The organism is Gilliamella sp. Nev5-1 (genome assembly GCF_001690895.1).
Lineage (GTDB): Bacteria > Pseudomonadota > Gammaproteobacteria > Enterobacterales > Orbaceae > Gilliamella > Gilliamella apicola_C.
Map to the genome: position 1 here is coordinate 1 of NZ_LZHO01000007.1, position 19005 is coordinate 19005.

24 protein-coding genes are annotated in these 19005 nt (G+C 36.4%); 12 read left to right on the forward strand and 12 right to left on the reverse strand.

The window, feature by feature from the left end:
* On the reverse strand, positions 1 to 615 hold a 615-nt coding region (locus A9G41_RS01035), incomplete at its 3' end, for a DDE-type integrase/transposase/recombinase (RefSeq protein ID WP_075539200.1).
* Positions 615 to 872: a transposase gene (locus A9G41_RS01040; RefSeq protein ID WP_176700436.1), complete on the reverse strand. Its 258-nt coding sequence runs from the start codon at positions 870 to 872 to the stop codon at positions 615 to 617. The genes A9G41_RS01040 and A9G41_RS01035, both read right to left, overlap by 1 nt.
* A gap of 444 nt (positions 873 to 1316) precedes the next feature.
* Between A9G41_RS01040 and A9G41_RS01045 the strand changes: the two genes are divergently transcribed.
* From A9G41_RS01045 to A9G41_RS14140, 4 genes are all read left to right on the forward strand, one after another.
* Positions 1317 to 1523, forward strand: coding sequence for a hypothetical protein (locus tag A9G41_RS01045; protein WP_065583002.1), 207 nt, complete (start codon positions 1317 to 1319; stop codon positions 1521 to 1523).
* 113 nt (positions 1524 to 1636) lie between these two features.
* Entirely contained in the window at positions 1637 to 2098 is a 462-nt protein-coding gene (locus A9G41_RS01050; protein WP_075539201.1) for a CdiA family toxin C-terminal domain-containing protein, read from the forward strand.
* An 80-nt stretch (positions 2099 to 2178) separates the two neighbouring features.
* A complete protein-coding gene (locus tag A9G41_RS01055) occupies positions 2179 to 2559 on the forward strand; it encodes a hypothetical protein (protein ID WP_065583000.1) in 381 nt (126 codons plus the stop codon).
* 205 nt (positions 2560 to 2764) lie between these two features.
* Positions 2765 to 2935, forward strand: a complete 171-nt coding sequence (locus A9G41_RS14140) for a hypothetical protein (protein WP_179854667.1) — start codon at positions 2765 to 2767, stop codon at positions 2933 to 2935.
* 40 nt (positions 2936 to 2975) lie between these two features.
* On the opposite strand, the gene A9G41_RS01060 is transcribed toward A9G41_RS14140, so the two are convergent.
* From A9G41_RS01060 to rsmE, 7 genes are all read right to left on the reverse strand, one after another.
* A complete protein-coding gene (locus A9G41_RS01060; protein ID WP_075539202.1) occupies positions 2976 to 3497 on the reverse strand; it encodes a DUF6630 family protein in 522 nt (173 codons plus the stop codon).
* Between the two features lie 667 nt (positions 3498 to 4164).
* Complete coding sequence (gene purM / locus A9G41_RS01065; RefSeq protein ID WP_075539203.1) at positions 4165 to 5202, reverse strand: phosphoribosylformylglycinamidine cyclo-ligase; 1038 nt, start codon at positions 5200 to 5202, stop codon at positions 4165 to 4167.
* Positions 5203 to 5300: 98 nt separating this feature from the next.
* The gene (gene ruvX / locus A9G41_RS01070; RefSeq protein WP_065567117.1) at positions 5301 to 5711 is read right to left on the reverse strand and encodes a Holliday junction resolvase RuvX; all 411 of its coding nucleotides are present in this window, start codon (positions 5709 to 5711) and stop codon (positions 5301 to 5303) included.
* A gap of 3 nt (positions 5712 to 5714) precedes the next feature.
* The gene (locus A9G41_RS01075; RefSeq protein WP_065582997.1) at positions 5715 to 6272 is read right to left on the reverse strand and encodes a YqgE/AlgH family protein; all 558 of its coding nucleotides are present in this window, start codon (positions 6270 to 6272) and stop codon (positions 5715 to 5717) included.
* A 20-nt stretch (positions 6273 to 6292) separates the two neighbouring features.
* Positions 6293 to 6745, reverse strand: a complete 453-nt coding sequence (locus tag A9G41_RS01080; protein WP_065582996.1) for a GNAT family N-acetyltransferase — start codon at positions 6743 to 6745, stop codon at positions 6293 to 6295.
* Between the two features lie 8 nt (positions 6746 to 6753).
* A complete protein-coding gene (gene gshB / locus A9G41_RS01085) occupies positions 6754 to 7704 on the reverse strand; it encodes a glutathione synthase (RefSeq protein WP_075539204.1) in 951 nt (316 codons plus the stop codon).
* Positions 7705 to 7881: 177 nt separating this feature from the next.
* Positions 7882 to 8607 carry a 16S rRNA (uracil(1498)-N(3))-methyltransferase gene (rsmE, locus tag A9G41_RS01090; protein WP_075539205.1) on the reverse strand — a complete coding sequence of 242 codons (726 nt, stop codon included), beginning with the start codon at positions 8605 to 8607 and terminating at the stop codon, positions 7882 to 7884.
* Between the two features lie 97 nt (positions 8608 to 8704).
* On the opposite strand from rsmE, the gene folB reads away from it, so the two are divergent.
* The 4 genes from folB to A9G41_RS01110 all read left to right on the forward strand — a co-directional run bounded on the left by folB (position 8705) and on the right by A9G41_RS01110 (position 10805).
* Positions 8705 to 9076, forward strand: coding sequence for a dihydroneopterin aldolase (folB, locus tag A9G41_RS01095; protein ID WP_065582993.1), 372 nt, complete (start codon positions 8705 to 8707; stop codon positions 9074 to 9076).
* 31 nt (positions 9077 to 9107) lie between these two features.
* The gene (locus A9G41_RS01100) at positions 9108 to 10103 is read left to right on the forward strand and encodes an MBL fold metallo-hydrolase (protein WP_075539206.1); all 996 of its coding nucleotides are present in this window, start codon (positions 9108 to 9110) and stop codon (positions 10101 to 10103) included.
* 65 nt (positions 10104 to 10168) lie between these two features.
* Entirely contained in the window at positions 10169 to 10375 is a 207-nt protein-coding gene (locus A9G41_RS01105; RefSeq protein WP_065582991.1) for a hypothetical protein, read from the forward strand.
* Position 10376: 1 nt separating this feature from the next.
* Positions 10377 to 10805, forward strand: a complete 429-nt coding sequence (locus tag A9G41_RS01110) for an EamA family transporter (protein WP_065580171.1) — start codon at positions 10377 to 10379, stop codon at positions 10803 to 10805.
* Between the two features lie 172 nt (positions 10806 to 10977).
* On the opposite strand, the gene moeA is transcribed toward A9G41_RS01110, so the two are convergent.
* The 3 genes from moeA to rsmI all read right to left on the reverse strand — a co-directional run bounded on the left by moeA (position 10978) and on the right by rsmI (position 14497).
* On the reverse strand, positions 10978 to 12204 hold the full coding sequence (gene moeA, locus A9G41_RS01115; protein WP_075539207.1) for a molybdopterin molybdotransferase MoeA: 1227 nt from the start codon (positions 12202 to 12204) through the stop codon (positions 10978 to 10980).
* A 163-nt stretch (positions 12205 to 12367) separates the two neighbouring features.
* Positions 12368 to 13459, reverse strand: a complete 1092-nt coding sequence (gene ychF, locus A9G41_RS01120) for a redox-regulated ATPase YchF (protein WP_065567107.1) — start codon at positions 13457 to 13459, stop codon at positions 12368 to 12370.
* A gap of 210 nt (positions 13460 to 13669) precedes the next feature.
* Positions 13670 to 14497 carry a 16S rRNA (cytidine(1402)-2'-O)-methyltransferase gene (rsmI, locus tag A9G41_RS01125; RefSeq protein ID WP_065652448.1) on the reverse strand — a complete coding sequence of 276 codons (828 nt, stop codon included), beginning with the start codon at positions 14495 to 14497 and terminating at the stop codon, positions 13670 to 13672.
* Between the two features lie 452 nt (positions 14498 to 14949).
* Between rsmI and nlpD the strand changes: the two genes are divergently transcribed.
* From nlpD to A9G41_RS01145, 4 genes are all read left to right on the forward strand, one after another.
* A complete protein-coding gene (nlpD, locus tag A9G41_RS01130) occupies positions 14950 to 16038 on the forward strand; it encodes a murein hydrolase activator NlpD (RefSeq protein ID WP_075539208.1) in 1089 nt (362 codons plus the stop codon).
* 118 nt (positions 16039 to 16156) lie between these two features.
* Positions 16157 to 16909 (forward strand): 2,3-diphosphoglycerate-dependent phosphoglycerate mutase, encoded by a 753-nt coding sequence (gpmA, locus tag A9G41_RS01135; protein WP_065582986.1) that lies wholly within the window; start codon positions 16157 to 16159, stop codon positions 16907 to 16909.
* A gap of 111 nt (positions 16910 to 17020) precedes the next feature.
* Positions 17021 to 17599, forward strand: coding sequence for a thymidine kinase (locus A9G41_RS01140; protein WP_065567103.1), 579 nt, complete (start codon positions 17021 to 17023; stop codon positions 17597 to 17599).
* Positions 17600 to 17780: 181 nt separating this feature from the next.
* The gene (locus A9G41_RS01145) at positions 17781 to 18989 is read left to right on the forward strand and encodes an aldose 1-epimerase family protein (RefSeq protein WP_065582985.1); all 1209 of its coding nucleotides are present in this window, start codon (positions 17781 to 17783) and stop codon (positions 18987 to 18989) included.
* The last annotated feature ends 16 nt before the right edge of the window (positions 18990 to 19005 follow it).

Consider the following 19005-nt stretch of genomic DNA (forward strand, 5'->3'; position numbering starts at 1 on the left):
GATATAATCAATGGCTATATCATGTGATTTAGCCCAGTTTATAAAGGTTTTTCCTGTAAATTCTGGCCCATTATCGACCCGTATTTTTAATGGATACCCATGATATTCGGCCAGTTTATCTAAGTAACGGGTAACTCTCCCTGCCGGTAAGCTTACTGCAATATCAATACCTAATGCCTCACGATTAAAGTCATCGATGACATTGAATGTCCTAAAGCGACGTTGATTACGACTACTGTCACTCATAAAATCCATTGACCAACATTCACCTTGTTTATTGGGGGCTAATAACCTTTCCGGGCATCGTGGAGGAATGCGTTTTTTACGCTTTACCCTGAGATTAAGCTTTAATTCACAATACACCCGATATACCCGTTTATGATTCCATTGATAGCCGAGCTTTCTGATACGATTAAAACATTTAGGAAAGCCCCAGCGTAAATGCCGGTCTGTGATAGCATTCAACACCGAAACAATCACCGAATCATCCTGTAACTTAGCTTGATAATAGTAAGCACAACGGCTTAAACCAACAATGGCACAACTCATAGCAATAGTAACTGAATGATTTTGTTGTAGTTGCTGTGCCCACGTTTTACGTGCCCCTGTTGGCACTAAAGCTTTTTTATGATTTCTTCCTGAAGCTGGGATTTTAAGCTCAGTTCGGCAAACATCTGCTTAAGCTTGCAGTTTTCAGCCTCCAGCTCCTTTAAGCGTTTAATATCCGACGTTTCCATACCGCCGTATTTTTCTCGCCACTTATAGAAAGTTGAATTACCCATGCCATATTTGCGACAGAGTTCCTTGACAGGAATACCTGCTTCAGCTTCTTTTAAAATAGCGACGATTTGATGTTCAGTCATTTTTTTCATAATTAAATCCTCTTTTACTTTTATCATAGAGAATTTTCTACTTTTTGGCTGTACTATTTTAGGGGATAGTTACAGGTAGAATTCTCGCTAGCATGATCAGCAGAAAAGATTTATTTACTTTTCTGCTTTTTTTATGCGACCTTAAAAATACGGTATTGTGGTGCTACTGGCAATCGCCTAACCTTTTTTAGTGATAAACACTTTGAATATGACCGCTTTGGCAACCTAATTGCGGAAAAACGTGGAAAAAACCACAGTCTAGTTACCCACTATCAATACGACTGCCGGCATCGACTAATCAAAGTAATTAAACCGACGGGGCTTATCATCACCTATACTTATAATGCTTTTAACCGTCGTACTAGCAAAACTGTGGGATGGGATAACTATATTAAACGTTTACCAATCCAAAAAACACCGCCAATGAATTAACTGAGGTTTAAAATGAAGATATTAGAGAAACAAAATAATTTATTAAATGTTCAAATGAGTGAGAGGGAGTTTAACTTAATAAGAGAGCTTGAATCTGCTGTTTTAGTTTCATGCAGTGTAAATGAAATTCCTACCTTAACAGGGTGGACTAGAGAAGATCTTTTAGAATTTGGGGTCATGCTTAGTGAACTAGCAGAGAAACACAATATTAATTTATAACAGAATTAAAGCTTGTTAAATTTCTGCCTGATGTTGGGATTTTTTTATCTTTTTTAGATCTGCATCGTAAGTTCAATAATGAACTTGTTTTAACTCACCTTAATAATAACCGGATGTCCAGCAATAAGGTCGCTGATAAAAGCGTTGAGGGGATTGTTGGAAAAGAAACTGATACACAATTAGTGCTAGATACTTTTGTATCAGATGTTACTACTCATAATAAACAAACAGGACAGTTAAATGCAAAAAAAACAGGTATTTCTGGCGCTCATAACCAAGATGCTTTTTTAGAATCAATTGAAATGACAGAGGCTAAAATTGTTGGTCCTAAATATACAGATGCACGTTTTCCTGGTTTGATTGAGTATGAATTTCAGCTACCAGCTAGAGCAGCAAACGGACCAAATGCAGGTAAAATTATTCGTTTTAAAAAAGCTGAAAAGAAAACGACCTATGATCCAGCAAGACTTTCCGATGCAAAAGTAGCAGATATGTCAAATAAAGCAGCGAAAAAAGCGGAAAATTATTTTAGAAATAATCCAGATAAAAGAGAATGTTCTGTGCAAATTGATTGATATTGGTTCACTGTAACAAAAAATCAAAGCACAGGTAAAATAAGCAATGCATTTCTTACAATACCAGAGAGGAATATAAAATGAATCATAATTTAACATGGTTAAATAAAATAGCAAAAGAAATAGAAGAACAAGGAGGAGGTGATTTATATTACTTAATCGAGACGATGTACAAAGAGCATAAAATGAATCTTTTACAATTTATTTATGATGCATCACGAGGTATTGGATGCGATGTACATGAGGGTTTGGGATATGCGTTAGATGAAGGTTATGAAGACCCACAAGATTTCAAAAGTGTTGATTTTTATGTTGGAGAGATGGATAGCTCAGAGCTTTCCCCACAAAAATTTGTTGAACTTATGCAAATAATATCAAATAGCTATATTGAAGCGCATCCTAAAGATAAAGATTCAATCGAATTTTATATGAATAAATTAAGAGAACGTTATTCAAAGTAAATAGTAAAATCCCTCACATAATTAGTGGGGGAGCATGTTTTATTTATTAAAATTAACAAGAAAAATTTAACAATTAGCTTATCTTGTTTGATTTTTATCGCATTAATTCTGGCAATATCAGTATCATTATAACGGATAGCTTGCCGAAATCACCAGACATCAGCCACGCCGTTATCGTTATGATAACGCCGGTCAGTTACACACAGTGACTTACCCTGAGGTCAATCCCAAGCAACATCATGCTGAAAAAGTCGAGCAGTTTGATTATGGCCAAATTTACCTTTATTATTTTGATAAACTAAATGAAAAAGCATTAAAGTTATTACACAATAGCCAACAACCATTAATGGGTACAGATGGTATTTTAACGCCATGATCGAACAATGCTACGTCTATTTGTAAAGTGATTTATCCCACTACTCTAATTCGCTACCCAATTGATTAACTAGGTATTCTACTTCGTTATGTGCTGTCGTTGGGTAAACGATAATCCATAAATTATCATCCCCCGATATGACATTAGCAAGATTAAAACCTTGTTTTTTAAGTTCTCGATTAAAATCTGCTAATACTCCATCATTTGAAACAGTTGTGCGGTTATCGTAATGACGCATATTCGGGAACGAAACACGGTTAACACCAAAATTATTGAGTAATAGATCTGCAATCCCTAATTTAAGCTCATCAACGCTTTCTTTCCAATCGATTTGTAGCATAAATTCTGGTTGTAATATATCGCCCAATATCTCAACTTGGCGAAAGGCGATCAGTTCGTCTTCACTCACTAAATAATCTGTTTCAAATTCCTCATCCTCGTCTTCATCCCATTCATAATGATCAATCACATCATTAATCCATTGTAAATCAAGGCTGTTAGTTAAAAGCGCTACTAATTTTTTTAAGTCTTGCCTAAATTCATCTGTAATAAGCCATTGCATATAATATTCCTTTCTATTCTAATTGATTTTTTTACTATTGAACTTGTTGCTTTTATTATAAAGCAAATGATATTGTCAAATTAACCTTGTGTAAATATCCCAGACTTAACACACAAGCCACCTAGAAAATTAAGCTGCTTGTTTTAGGAGATAGTTATATTATCAACTAAAGGTAACAGTTAACTCTATTGCCAAGATCCATACTTAAGATGATTATGCTACAAAAATAATTCAGAAAAGATATTGATTTTATTTGATTTTTTATTTTATAAAATGATAATAAATAATAACATAAATTCTTTTGTCACAATACTACCTAAAAAGAGTTGGAATATTTTCAGAAGCCGAAGATACCAACAAAACAAACTTGATACAGACACCATTAGCTTTAGTGATATCAAAAACAAGCTGTATTTAATGTTAACTATATCTGGGTAAGTGGCGGTACAGATGGCATTGGTTCATTTTTTGGCGAGGATGAATGGTTAGTGCCTTAATATATACTAGGGGTAGGATATGCCGAAGCGTCTGTAATGCGAATGGTGCAGTCATCATGCTATCAGAAGCAGAAACCTACTGAAGTTAGCATAAAGTAACTTCAGTAGGAATTTCCGTCCTTTAGGGCAGGGAGGTGACAAAATTTGGATAGATAAAGTGAATGCAAAATCTATTTTATTATTACCCGCTCTGCTGATGTAGCCTGTTTAATTTCACCCAATAGCCATGCTGTTTCACCATGGTTATTTAGTAAGGCAATTGTTTTATCGACCCATGGTTTTGGTATGGCAATAATTAAGCCAACACCACAATTAAAGGTGCGATACATTTCATGGCGGCTAACATTGCCTGCTTTTTGTAACCAATTAAATATAGCAGGCCATTGCCAACTTGCTTCATTAATTATCGCTTGAGTATTTTCAGGTAACACACGAGGAATGTTTTCCCAGAAACCACCGCCTGTTATATGTGCTATTGCATGGATATCAACTTGTGTAATTAAATCAAGTATGGGTTTAACATAGATTTTAGTCGGTGCTAGCAAGTGATCGGCAAGTGGTTTGCCGTCTAACTGTTCAGTGGCAGGGTTTACACCACTGACTTCAATAATTTTACGTACTAACGAATAGCCATTAGAATGAGTACCGCTTGAAGCTAATGCGATTAATGCATCGCCATCTTGCACTTTGCTACCGTCTATCATAGCTGATTTTTCAACTACACCAACACAAAATCCCGCTAAATCGTAGTCGTTACCTTGATACATATCTGGCATTTCGGCAGTTTCGCCGCCAACTAAAGCACACCCTGATTGTTTACAGCCTTCTGCAATGCCTGTTACTACTGTTGCTGCAACATCGACATCGAGTTTTCCTGTGGCATAATAATCAAGAAAGAATAAAGGTTCAGCACCTTGCACAATCAGGTCATTAACGCACATTGCCACTAAATCAATACCAATTGATTCATGGCGGTTTAAATCCATTGCCAGGCGTAATTTGGTACCCACGCCATCCGTGCCCGATACCAAAATTGGCTCTTTGTATTTTTGTGGAATAGCACATAACGCGCCAAAACCACCCAATCCCCCCATAACTTCGGGGCGCTTAGTTTCTTTTACAACCGATTTGATGCGATTAACAAGTTCATTGCCGGCGTCAATATCGACACCAGCATCTTTATAACTAAGAGAGTTGTTATGTGACACGGCAAGTTCCTTCCAATAAAAAATTGCTGTTTATTTTAGCAAGGATGATATTGATTGGCGATCTATTATTAGATAAAAGAATTGATTAATTAAAATAATTAATTGTTTTCAAACCAACTTTCTAAAATAATGATTGCGGAAGTCGCATCTACATGACCTTTTTCAAGTGCCCGATAACCGCGAGAAGCAAAAATATGTGATTTAGCTTCAACGGTTGATAATCGTTCATCTTGTAAATGGACTTGATAACCAAACATACCATGTAAACGGTTAGCAAATTTACGTGCTCGGGCGGTGAGCGGTTGCTCTGTGCCATCCATATTTAAAGGCAACCCGACTACTAAAAAATCGGGTTTCCACTCGTTTAAGACCTTTTCGATTGTTTGCCAGTTAGGAATGCCATCGCGTGCCTTAAATGAGCATAAAGGGCTAGCTGTTTTAGTGATATCTTGGCCAATAGCTGCACCAATACTTGCTGTGCCAAAATCAAATGCGATAATCGTTGCCATTGGTTATGCATTTCCCATTTGGTGTGAAATAGTATTCATATTAATGCCGAGCGATTCTGCTGCTTTTTGCCAACGTTCATTGATGGCAAGTTCAAAAATAATTTTAGGATCTGTATCGGCAACTAACCAATTGTTTCGTGCTACTTCTTCTTCGAGTTGTAGCGATTGCCAGCTGGTATAGCCTAGTGCGAGCAATATATCTTTTGGCTGTTTAGGAGAACCGATAGTTTTTAATAAATCAAGAGACGTTGTAATCATCACATCGTCAGAAATTTGTATGCTTGATGAAAAACCTTGCTGTGGCGTGTGCAAAATAAATCCTTGTTCCTCAGCAATAGGACCACCAGCGAAAACGGGCTGTTCCAGTTCAGCACAATTTTTGCTTGCTGTTATATCTAAACGTGTCAGTACTGTTGATACATTAAGTTCTAATATCGGTTTATTAATGGTGATACCCATAGCACCATCGCGGTTATGCTCACAAATGTAGATAACCGAGCGACTAAATGTTGGGTCGCTTATCGTTGGCATAGCGATGATAAAATGATTTTTTAAATTCATATGTTCACATTTTTAGTAGTTTATAACGCGCATTTACCAATTTTAACTTTATGCTCAACATTACAGCGCATTAATAGCTCAGGCTCTCCGGTTTCTTCGTTGATTGATTCTGATACAATATTAAAATCCTGAGAAAGAAAAAAATCAATCGCTGCGATATTTTTTTTATAAACATGCACTAGCAGTTCATTATGGCGTTGTTTTGCTTTTTCAACGAGTGCTTTACCTGTCCCTTGTCGGCGAAAAGCCTCATCAACAAATAAACCTGAAATATAATTTTCAGTTATGCCAATAAAACCTTTTACTCCATCAAGATCTTGAACATATAATGTCGACATAGGAATGAGCATTTTTACTAATTCATAATTTTGTTTGAAAAATTGAGGATCAATAAAACGATGTGCTTGTTCATTACCTTCTAGCCATATAGCCATGACTTTATCTAAATCTGCTGTTTTATATTCTCTAATCATTTTTTGCTCTACTTATTTAATCGACGTTCAATGGCACCTATCAACATACCTGTAATGGAAAGATTTGGGTTTTTTGCCTCAATTTCACGAACACAAGTGGGACTTGTTACGTTAATTTCAGTTAGCTTATCGCCAATAATATCTAAACCAACAAATAGTAAGCCTTTTTCTTTTAACATTGGGGCAATACTTTTGGCAATATGCCAATCACTTTCACTTAATGCTCTTACTTCTCCGTGCCCACCTGCGGCAAGGTTACCTCGAGTTTCCCCTTTTTGTGGAATTCTTGCTAAACAATAAGGTACAGGCTCACCATCGACAACCAAAACACGTTTATCCCCATCTGTTATCTCTGGTATGTAAGTTTGAGCCATGCAGTAACGTGAGTTGTGCTCAGTTAAGGTTTCAATGATAACCGATACATTTGGATCGTCAGCTTTAATTCTAAAAATTGATGCTCCACCCATACCGTCAAGTGGCTTTAAAATGATATCGTTATGCTCTTGATAGAAGGATTTAATCTGTTGAGTTTGACGAGTAACCAATGTTTCAGGCGTAAATTTTGCAAACCATGCAGTAAACAATTTTTCGTTACAATCACGTAAACTTTTAGGCTTATTTACTACTAATACGCCTTTTGCCTCAGCACGTTCTAGAATATAGGTTGCATAAATAAATTCGGTATCAAATGGGGGATCTTTACGCATTAATATTACATCAAGATCACTTAAGGGTATGGTTTGTTCATTGTTCATATCGAACCAATGGTGATCATCATTATAAACAGTTAATGTCCGTGTTGTCGCATAAGCTTCACCATTGCGTAAGAAGAGATCATTCATTTCCATATAAAAAAGTTGATACCCTCGCTTTTGTGCCTCAAGTAACATGGCAAAACTGGTGTCTTTTTTTATTTTGATATGACTAATTGGGTCCATTACAATGCCCAGTTTTATCATAATAACTCCTTACTGATTTTATCTATTCAATTGGGTTTTTATATTAAAATATAGGTATTACTTGAAGCGCTTTGTCAAGGCTTAATGGTAATACCCAAAATAATGCTTGCTGTTATCATACTCGTTACTAAGCCAGTTGCAAAGTAATCATTACTTATCAGCTATATTCTGCTGTGTTTATCCAAGATCGCCTAAGTGCACTTGTAATGCGGTAAGCGCTGTGAGCGCAGCGGTTTCTGTTCGTAACACTCTTGGTCCGAGTAAAATATCTGTAAAATGATAGTCATGCGTCATGCTAATTTCATTGTCAGACAATCCACCTTCTGGCCCAATTAATAAATAAATTTTTTTATGCTCATTGGCTAATTGTTTTATGCCGTGTTTAGCTTTAGGGTGTAAATTGAGTCTTAATCCTTCCGTTAAACTTGCACACCAGCTTTCTAATTTTATGACGGGTTTGATTTCAGGAATTATATTGCGTCCACACTGTTCACAAGCTGAAATCACAATTTTTTGCCACTGTTGTGTTTTTTTATCTAATCTTTCGGTATCGAGCTTAACTCCACAACGTTCAGAAAGTAGTGGCGTTATACTACTGATACCTAACTCAACCGATTTCTGAATAGTAAATTCCATTTTTTCGCCGCGTGATATCACTTGCCCCAAATGGAGCTCTAATGGCGATTCGCGATTATCTAAAACGGACGAAGCTGTTTTGACTGTAACCGATTTTTTATTGACTTCATGAATAATTGCAGGGGTAATATGATTAGATCCATCAAATAAGATAATTTTTTCACCGACCTTCATTCTTAATACACGAATAAGGTGGTTAAACGCATTATCATCCAAGGTAATAAGGCTATCTTGCTCAATAATAAAAGGTTGAAAAATTCGAGTCATAATTACGGATATTTAGTATTATTTAAAATAAATTATAGCGTAATTTAACAAGATTCGGTAATCTCTATTTAATGTAATTAGGCATTTGGAATCGGGTATGAATACATATAGCAAAGATAGGGTACTGATTGAAGGATTAACTGTTCTAACAACCATCGGCGTCTATGATTGGGAAAAGACCATCAAGCAAAAGTTAATTCTCGATCTTGAAATGGCATGGAATAATAAACCTGCTGGCGAAAGCGATAATGTATCGCTTTGTTTAGACTATTTTAAGGTTAGCCAAACGATAACACACTTTATTCAATCTTCGAAATTTGAGCTGATTGAATGTGTAGCAGAGCGAGTCGCTGAAATGATTATTAAACAATTTTCTGTTAATTGGTTGAAAGTTAAAGTATCTAAACCAACAGCAATAGCGAATGCTCGGAATGTTGCTGTAATTATTGAACGTACAGCAAATTACTAAACTAAATTGATTGTCAAAGAAGGCTATCAGGATGGCGAATCAAAAACAAGATTTAACGGTTCAAAAAAAACATCATACTGCTAAAGGGTTTAAGCATGATGCATCTTTTAAAATTAAAATTGGCGAGTTTTTACGTTGGCGTTTTAAGCGTAAAGTATTACCACCTAAAGCAGGTTATCATACTTTTAACCAAACATGGTTTGAGCCAATCAATCTCAGTTTACCTGATGATAGAGTTTGGTGGATTGGCCACTCAACAACATTGATTCGTTTAAACGGTAAGATGATTTTAACTGATCCTATCTTTTCTAAGCGGGCTTCACCTTCGCAATTCATAGGACCTAAACGGCGAACACCGCCAGCTTTAGATATTGAACAATTGCCGCAGATTGATTTTATTGTTATTTCACATAACCATTATGATCATCTTGATTCTCAAAGTATTCAGCAATTATTGGCTCGTTTCCCTCATGTTGTCATTATGGTTCCGCTTGGTTTAAAAAGAACATTACTAAAGTGGGGGGCTAAGAACACTATTGAATTAGATTGGTGGGATTGTAAAACTATTGATGGGCTTACTTTTTCTGCTACCCCAGCTGTACACTGGAGCAATCGAGGATTGTTTGATGTGAATAAAGCATTATGGTGTGGTTGGATGATTCAATCTAAGATTGCTAATCAAACAAAAACAGTCTATTTTATGGGGGATACTAGCTATTGTGTTGAATTAAAAGAGATTGCTAGGCGTTTTCCTTCAATCGATTTGGCATTAATACCTATTGGTGCTTATGCGCCACGTTGGTATATGAAATCACAGCATATTGACCCCAAGCAAGCTGTTCAACTGTACGATGAATTACAATGCCATTCAGCCATAGCTATTCATTGGGGAGCATTTGAATTAGCTGACGAGCCATTAGATGAACCATGCCAGTTATTAAATAAATATAAAGCAAACCGCCACTTTAATCTATTAAAAATAGGTGGCACTTTGGCTATTAATCACATTCATTCTGAATTAAAATAATTCCCATAAAAAAAACAGCAATGCTGTTAAATATTTAATGCGTTTGCCCAAAAAAGGAGAATGAAATGAAAGCTACAGTTATTGGTTTGTCTTGTTTGATGTTTAGCTTGGCATTAGTTGGATGTGGAGGTAAAAATGATGAAGGTAAAACTTATCATTGGTCAAAAGCTCACGGCGTTTTAGAAGATTGTCGTGGGGTGATGAGTAAATCACAACAATGTGAAACGAATTCAAACAATCAACAATATCTATTTAAAATCGATAAATACTAATATGAGTGCGTGGCTTATTTATGCGCTACTTTCCGCTATTACTGCGGCATGCGTAGCTATTTTAGGAAAAATCGGCTTACAGCACCTTGATGCAAACACAGCAACCGCAATTCGTGCTATTGTCATGGCTATTTTTTTAGTTGGGGTGGTTGCTGTTCAAGGTAAATTAAGCCTTATCAACACGTTTTTTAATGATAAAAAGGCGTTATTTATTATTGCACTAAGTGGCATTGCCGGTGCGCTATCTTGGCTATTTTATTTTATGGCGATTAAAGAGGGCAAAGTATCGCAAGTTGCGCCAATTGACAAGTTAAGCGTAGTTTTTGCTGTTGTATTTGCTGCTATTTTATTTGGTGAAAAGGTTTCGCTATTAGCTGGTGTTGGGGTTGCTATGATTGCCGTAGGCGCGATATTAGTTGCACTATTTTAATTATATCTCAACTTATTATCTGCCAGCAGGGGTATACCGTTATATAGTAATAAACCAATATAACGATATGTTAATAATGTTACATACAGCCTATTTACACAACTAAATCATACACATAATAAATGTGCATGACTATTATGGTAAATAATGCAAATGAGTATTTAAATCACGCTTACTTTAGTAAACGATTAAATAGCTCAACCGTTACTTGCTCCCCTTTGCTGACATTACCACGATCCTGTTCAAGCACAATAAAACAATTAGCTTGCTTAAATGATTGTGTTATATGCGATCCTTGATGCCCTGTTGTGCTAACTTCTAACTCACCTTGTGCATTTATTTGTAAAATACCACGTTGAAAGTCTACTCTACCAAGGCTCTTTTTAAGATTGGTTGCAGTGCTTACTTTAAAGGTTAAATCAATAGCTGATGCGTCAACCCCTGAAAGAGCTAAAATTAGTGGTTGTACTAATTGATAAAAGGTCACTAAAGTTGAAACAGGATTGCCGGGCAAACCACAAAATAGCGCCTCGCCAATGTTGCCAAAGGCAAAAGGCTTGCCAGGTTTCATCGCAATTTTCCAAAAGCTGATTTTGCCAAGCGCTTCTAAAGCCACTTTAGTATAATCTGCATCGCCCACAGAAACGCCACCGCTGGTGATGACTAAATCAGCTTGATTCGATGCGGCTATCAACGCTTGTTTGATTTGGGTTGGGTCATCAGAAATGATACCAAGATCGACGATGTCACAGTTAAGCTCAGTTAATAATAATTTTAGCGTGAAACAGTTACTATCATAAATAGCGCCATTACCAGCTAAAGGCTCACCAATTGGTGTTAATTCATTACCTGTTGATAAGATGGCTACTTTCAGTTTTTTAAAAACCAAAACTTCACTAATGCCCAATGTCGCAAGGGTTGATAGTATGGGAATGGTTAATTTTTCCCCTTTGTTCACAGCGACAGTGTCTTTTTTTATATCTTCGCCCATATGGCGGATATTATCGCCAACTTTTACCTCATTTAAAAAAGTGATACCTAGCTCCGATTTTTCGGTCTGTTCTTGCATCACTACTGCATCAGCATCATTTGGTACGGGGGCTCCAGTCATAATACGTAAACAAGTACCTTGTGGCCAATTAAGATTACTTATATCATCGCCAGCTAAAATAATGCCCGCTATAGGTAATAATTTAGATTGATTAACATCGGATAATCTAACGGCATACCCATCCATCGCTGAGTTATTAAAGCTTGGCACATTAATCGGCGACATTACCGGTTCAGCAGTGATACGTCCTAATGCATCGAACAAAGAAACTTTTTCGCAATTGAGTGATTTTATGGCTGATGCGCTTTGGAGCATTTGCTGTTTGGCTTGTTGAAATGTGAGTAACATAAAAGTGTGCCTTCCTTATGTTTATGAAGCTATTATTTGATCTTGTTAAGAAATTTTAGGAAATGTATCTGTTTTAGTAAAAATCACTTTTTTATCAAGATTGAATTGATCTTTATGATTGCTAATATAACAACGTCGCCAAAAGGCGACGTCAAATCATTAGCTATACATTAAATAAGAAGTTCATAATATCGCCATCTTGCACAACATAATCTTTACCCTCAGCACGCATTTTGCCCGCTTCTTTTGCACCTTGTTCACCGCCGTATTTAATAAAATCTTCAAAAGCGATAGTTTGAGCGCGAATAAACCCTTTTTCAAAATCAGTATGAATCTTACCTGCTGCTTGTGGTGCCGTATCGCCAACCGAGATTGTCCATGCCCGAACCTCTTTAACACCTGCTGTAAAGTATGTTTGTAAATTAAGCAAACTATATCCTGCACGAATCACGCGGTTTAGGCCAGGTTCAGTTAACCCTAAATCTTGCATAAATTCGTCACGATCAGCATCATCAAGCTCAGCAAGCTCGGCTTCAATTGCGGCACATACAGGTACAACTATGGCCTTTTCTTGTTCAGCAATGGCTTTGACTTTATCTAAATAAGGGTTGTTTTCAAAACCATCTTCATTCACATTAGCGATATACATGGTTGGTTTTAGGGTTAAAAAGCTCAGGTATTTAATTGCATCAAGCTCTTCTTTACTTAAATCAAGCTGCAATAATTTTTTACCTTGCTCTAAATGTGGTAAGCATTTTTCAAGGATTTCTAATTCAAATTTGGCCTCTTTATCGCCACCTTTGGCACGTTTTTGTAGGCGCGTTATTGCACGTTCGCAAGCTTCAAGATCGGATAGGGCAAGTTCAGTATTAATAATCTCGATATCTTCAGCAGGATCGATCTTGCCAGCGACGTGAATGATATTATCATTTTCAAAACAACGTACAACATGACCAATGGCTTCAGTTTCACGAATATTAGCTAAAAATTGATTACCTAAACCTTCACCTTTCGACGCACCTTTAACTAAACCTGCAATATCAACAAATTCCATAGTAGTTGGCAATGTGCGTTGTGGTTTAACAATTTTTGCCAGTTCATCTAAACGTGGATCGGGCATCGGCACAACTCCAGTGTTTGGCTCGATAGTACAAAACGGAAAGTTAGCCGCTTCAATGCCAGCTTTAGTTAGTGCGTTAAAAAGCGTTGACTTACCCACATTAGGTAGTCCGACGATACCACATTTAAATCCCATATTGTTTGTTACCTTTTATCATAAATGTCTTAAAAATAAGGGGGAGATTATATACTAAATTGTGCTATTTATGCCAATGTTCTTAGCGATAAATCTACGAGGAATTAAACAAATTAACAGTTACTATTTATTGTTTATTACCAAGCTTAGTTTATTACCAAGTTAATATTTGCTGTATACTGGCCGTAACCCACCCACTTAGTCATTTAGTTATTGTTCTGTATTCAAACCAATTTGGTAAAGTTGATTCTTTTTAAGTCCATATATTTCAGCGGTAATAGCTGCTGCTTTTTTTAATGGCAGTTCTTTTTGCAATAGTTTAAGAGTACCAATCGCCTTTGGATCAATATCTTCCTCTGATTTTGTATGGCCTTGCACGATTAACACAAATTCACCTTTTTGGCGGGCAGGATCTTCATTTAACCAATTTATCAACTCATTAACCTTAAAACTGACAATAGTTTCCCACGTTTTGGTTAGCTCTTTAGCCAAAATAATTGGCTTATCAGCGCCCCAAATAGTTTGCATATCATTAAGCGTGTCTAATAAGCGATGAGTCGATTCATAAAAGATGATTGTGCGTGGTTCGTCTAATAAATGGGTAAGGTAATCTTGGCGTGCTTTAGTTTTAGCGGGTAAAAAACCTTCATAAATAAATTTATCTGACGGTAATCCTGAAGCACATAAAGCTGTTATCGCAGCGCAAGCGCCAGGAATTGGTACGACTTTAATGCCATTTTCGTGACATGCTTTAACCAAATGATATCCTGGATCGTTAATTAATGGCGTACCTGCATCGGAAATCAACGCAATGGATAACCCTGATTTGAGTTTCTCGATGAGTATATTGGATTTTTCTTGTTCATTATGATCATGCAAAGCAAACAGCTTCGCTTTAATTCCAAGATGTTGTAAAAGTAAGCCACTATGACGCGTATCTTCAGCCGCAATAAGATCGACGCTTTTAAGTATATCGATCGCTCTAAGCGTAATATCATCTAAATTTCCGATGGGGGTAGCAACAATATATAAAGTCATTATTTTTAATCACATTAAATTTTTATAGAAAGATAGTAAAGATACTGTACGAAACCTCATTTTATTGTATATACTCACTACTTTCAAAATAAATTCAACTAGTCTGAGTAAATTAGTTAACAAATATAAGTTAAAATAACTTGCTTATGACTAGAATTTGTTTATGGCAACAATATGCGTGTGCAGCCTTAGTTGATAAAGTGGTTAACCTAAATTAAAAGTGAATCGTATCAGGTTCAATTAATTTGAGTATGCATCGTTATTTTATGAAAATGATATGCTGACAAGCTAAATATTAACTAAAATCATAAAGAACTAAATAAAATTATTGATTTACTTAATAAGTAATCAATATAATAGCTTTTTACTATAAAAACGCTAAAATGTGCAAATATCCCCATATGTGCTGAAAATAGTATTTTGCATAAAATAACTAAAAATGAAATTCGAGAATGAAAGGTGTTGCTTTGAAAAAAATACTGACATTAAGTTGCTTAAGTTTGTTAGCGGCTGCTTGTACTCAAACCGAGCAAGCCGAAATTGAAGATATTTCGGGAGCAGGTGGAGCATCAACGTCTTCTGTTTACACCAAACCACCTGCGAATATTTCAACGGGTGGTAGAGCCTCTTCTATACCTTCATCAAGACAAACGACAACGTCCAATACAAATACCGCTAACGACACTCATTCTATAAGTGCTAACAGTAATGATACGGTAATTAGCAACGAGCGTATTGTTTATAACCGTAATTATGACGAAATACCTAAAGGTGGATATCAAGGCGATACTTATACTGTAAAACGTGGGGATACATTGTTTTATATTGCGTGGGTAACAGGTAACGATTACCGTTCACTAGCGGCTAAAAATAATATCAAAGAACCCTTTGCCGTTAATGTTGGGCAAGTGTTAGATGTTAGTGGTGGTACAGTTGTCGTAACCCAAAAAACCACTACACACCCAGCAACATCGAATAAAGTTAATAGCAATAATACTACTATCGCAATGGGGCAAGCCAAAACGAGACCAACGATCACTAAAACAACAACGACTTCGATTACCAAAACAGATAAAAATCAACAACCAACGACAATCGAAAAGACGGAAACTATTACTGAGCCGTTAGATAGTTCTTCTGACATTATACCAACTCGTACCTCAAAAGTGAATGTGGCTAATATTTCATGGCAATGGCCAGCACGGGGTAAGATTGTTGAAAAATTCTCAAATACAAGTAAAGGTATTGATATATCAGGCTCAGTTGGGGCTAAAGTCATGGCGGCGGCTGATGGGCGTGTTGTTTATTCGGGCAATTCATTACCCGGTTATGGTAATTTAATTATTATTAAACATAATGATGATTATTTAACAGCGTATGCGCACAATCAATCTATATTAGTAAAAGAACAGCAAGCGGTGCGTGCAGGTGAACAAATTGCTACAATGGGGGCTACGGGCACTTCGTCGGTTAGGTTACACTTTGAAATTCGATATAAAGCGCAATCAGTTGATCCATTAAAATACTTACCAAGAAAATAAATGTTTTGAATTAAGCATTTTAATTCAAAACAAATAGGCAGGCATGGTTGCATATACCACTTGCCTATAAACCAAATACACTTAAAATTTAATTATACGTAATAAAGGAGTTATACTCATGGCTGTAAAAAAATTAGTGTTAATTCGACATGGAGAAAGTGTTTGGAACCAAGAGAACCGTTTTTGTGGTTGGACTGACGTTGATTTATCTGATAAAGGCAATAAAGAAGCTGCTGAAGCGGGTAAATTACTAAAAACAGAAGGTTTCACATTTGATTATGCTTATACTTCAGTATTAAAACGCGCTATTCACACATTATGGCACGTTCTAGACGAAGTTGATCAAGCATGGTTACCCGTTGAAAAAAGTTGGAAATTAAATGAACGCCATTATGGTGCATTACAAGGTTTAAACAAAGCAGAAACCGCAGCAAAATATGGCGATGAGCAAGTAAAATTATGGCGTCGTGGTTTTGCCATTACCCCTCCTGCACTTGAAAAATCAGATGAACGTTTTCCTGGACATGATTCACGCTACAGCAACTTACCTGAAGCAGAATTACCACTAACGGAAAGTTTAGCATTGACTATTAAACGTGTACTTCCTTATTGGGAATCAACAATTGCGCCACGCGTAGCTAAAGGGGAGCGTGTTATTATTGCCGCTCACGGTAATTCACTACGTGCACTAGTAAAACATTTAGATAACATCAGTGATGATGATATTATTGAGCTTAACATCCCAACAGGGGTGCCGTTAGTGTATGAATTTGATGACAATATGAAAGTCATTAAACACTATTATCTCGGTAATGCTGATGAAATCGCTGCAAAACAAGCGGCTGTTGCAAACCAAGGTAAAGCAAAATAATTATTTCTTAAAGTTAAAAAAGGTAGGTTGTTTAACTTACCTTTTTTATTTCCTACATCACAGCTTTTATTCATTATTTTTATTCATTGTTTTTATTTTGAGAGCGTTATTTTGTCTAAGATCTATTATATATATGGCGTAATGAATGCCGGAAAATCCACCGAACTACTACAAATTGATCACAACTACTTAAGTAATAACATGCAAACATTACTACTTAAGTCATCGGTTGATACACGTGATTCGGCTGTCGAAATCGTCTCTCGCTTAGGGTTACGCAAAAAAGCATTACTGCTTGATGACACGACTGTTGATGCCATCATTGAACATATCAAACAAAACCAATATGCCTGCATATTGATTGATGAAAGTCAGTTTTTATCGCGCAACACCATCTGGAAGCTCTCTGATGTGTGTGATGAATATAGCGTCCCAATTATGTTCTTTGGTATTAAAACCGATTATATGGGGCATCTGTTTGAAGGATCTAAAACGCTACTTGAAATTGCCGACAATTTTAGAGAGCTTAAAACCGTATGCTGGTGTGGAAAAAAAGCCACCATGATTTTATTAGAAGGGCAAGATGGTCAAATTGTTAAATTTGGCAATTCCATTCATCTGGGTGATAGTGAATACCATTCAGTATGCCGAAAACACTGGAAGGTTGGGCAAATTAGGCCTAAAAACTGATATTTTAAACATTTCACACTGATTTTAAGTCAATAAATTACGCTTATAAGTTGATTTATTTGATGCTAAAAAAGTGTGAATGACCTCTCATTTTTACCATTTTCTTTTATTGCTTCTTCGGTTTTTATGTCATATTGACTGAAACGATTCAGTATTAACTTATTAACGATGAGGTCTTACCATGAAAATCAAAATTGTTTCATTAGCAGTGTTACTTAGTTTGGCTAGTTATCATGCCAATGCGAAAGAATTTGTATTGACTGATAATGAAAACGGCCTTGCTAAAGGGAATTGGTCGGTTTCAAGCCAAGCTTTAGGTGTAAAAGGTAAAATGTTTACTATTGAAAATACCGTGCTTAAAGGTGGTAAACAAGATGGTACTGAAGTTTTAACTATTTCTAGTGATAACTTCACGATTAAATTAAGCCCAACTCGAGGATTAGGTATCTTGTCGGTTGTTGGTGATGGTGTTCGTATGGGCTGGGATTCGCCAGTAAATGAAATTGTTCACCCCAAATATATTAATTTAGAAAGTCGTGGAGGCATAGGTTGGCTAGATGGTTTTAACGAAATGATGGTGCGCTGTGGTTTTGAGTGGACAGGTCATGCGGTGCAAGCTGATGGTATGATGTATACGCTCCATGGCCGTGCGCAAAACACGCCGGTATCTAAATTAATGGTGGATATTGCCGATAAAGCGCCATACACCATTACAGTTAAAGGTTTAATCAAAGAAAATACGTTCAAAAAAAGTAACCTAGAAACGTGGGCATCACTTAGCTATGTACCAGGAAGTAGTGAGTTTACCGTGCATGATGTGGTGACTAATAAAAGTGATTATACACGCGATTACCAAATTATCTACCATAGCAATTTTGGTACGCCAATTCTTGAAGAAGGTGCACAGTTTGTTGCGCCAGTAAAAGAAATCTCACCATTTAACGATTATGCTAAAAATGGTTTAAACACATGGCAAACTTATTTAGGACCAACAAAAGGCTTTGATGAAATGGTATTTAATGTGTATCCTTTCGCTGATAGCAACGGTCAAACTCAAGTAATGGTAACTAACAAAGCTGGCGATAAAGCCGCTGGTATTGCTTATAATATTAAACAGTTGCCTGTCCTTTCGTTGTGGAAAAACACTGACACACTGAAACAAGGTTATGTCACAGGTTTAGAGCCAGGTACTAGCTTTGCTTATCCAGTAACTATTGAGCGTGAACAAAAACGTGTTCGACAACTTGAGCCAGGACAAAGTGCAGAATTTACCTTAATTTATAGTTTATTATCGAATAAAGATGATGTAACAAAATATGCAAAAAAAATCGAGGCTATTCAAGGTAACCAACAAACTAAAGTTGTTAATGAACCCATGGCTAAAGAATAATTCACTAAAAATGGCT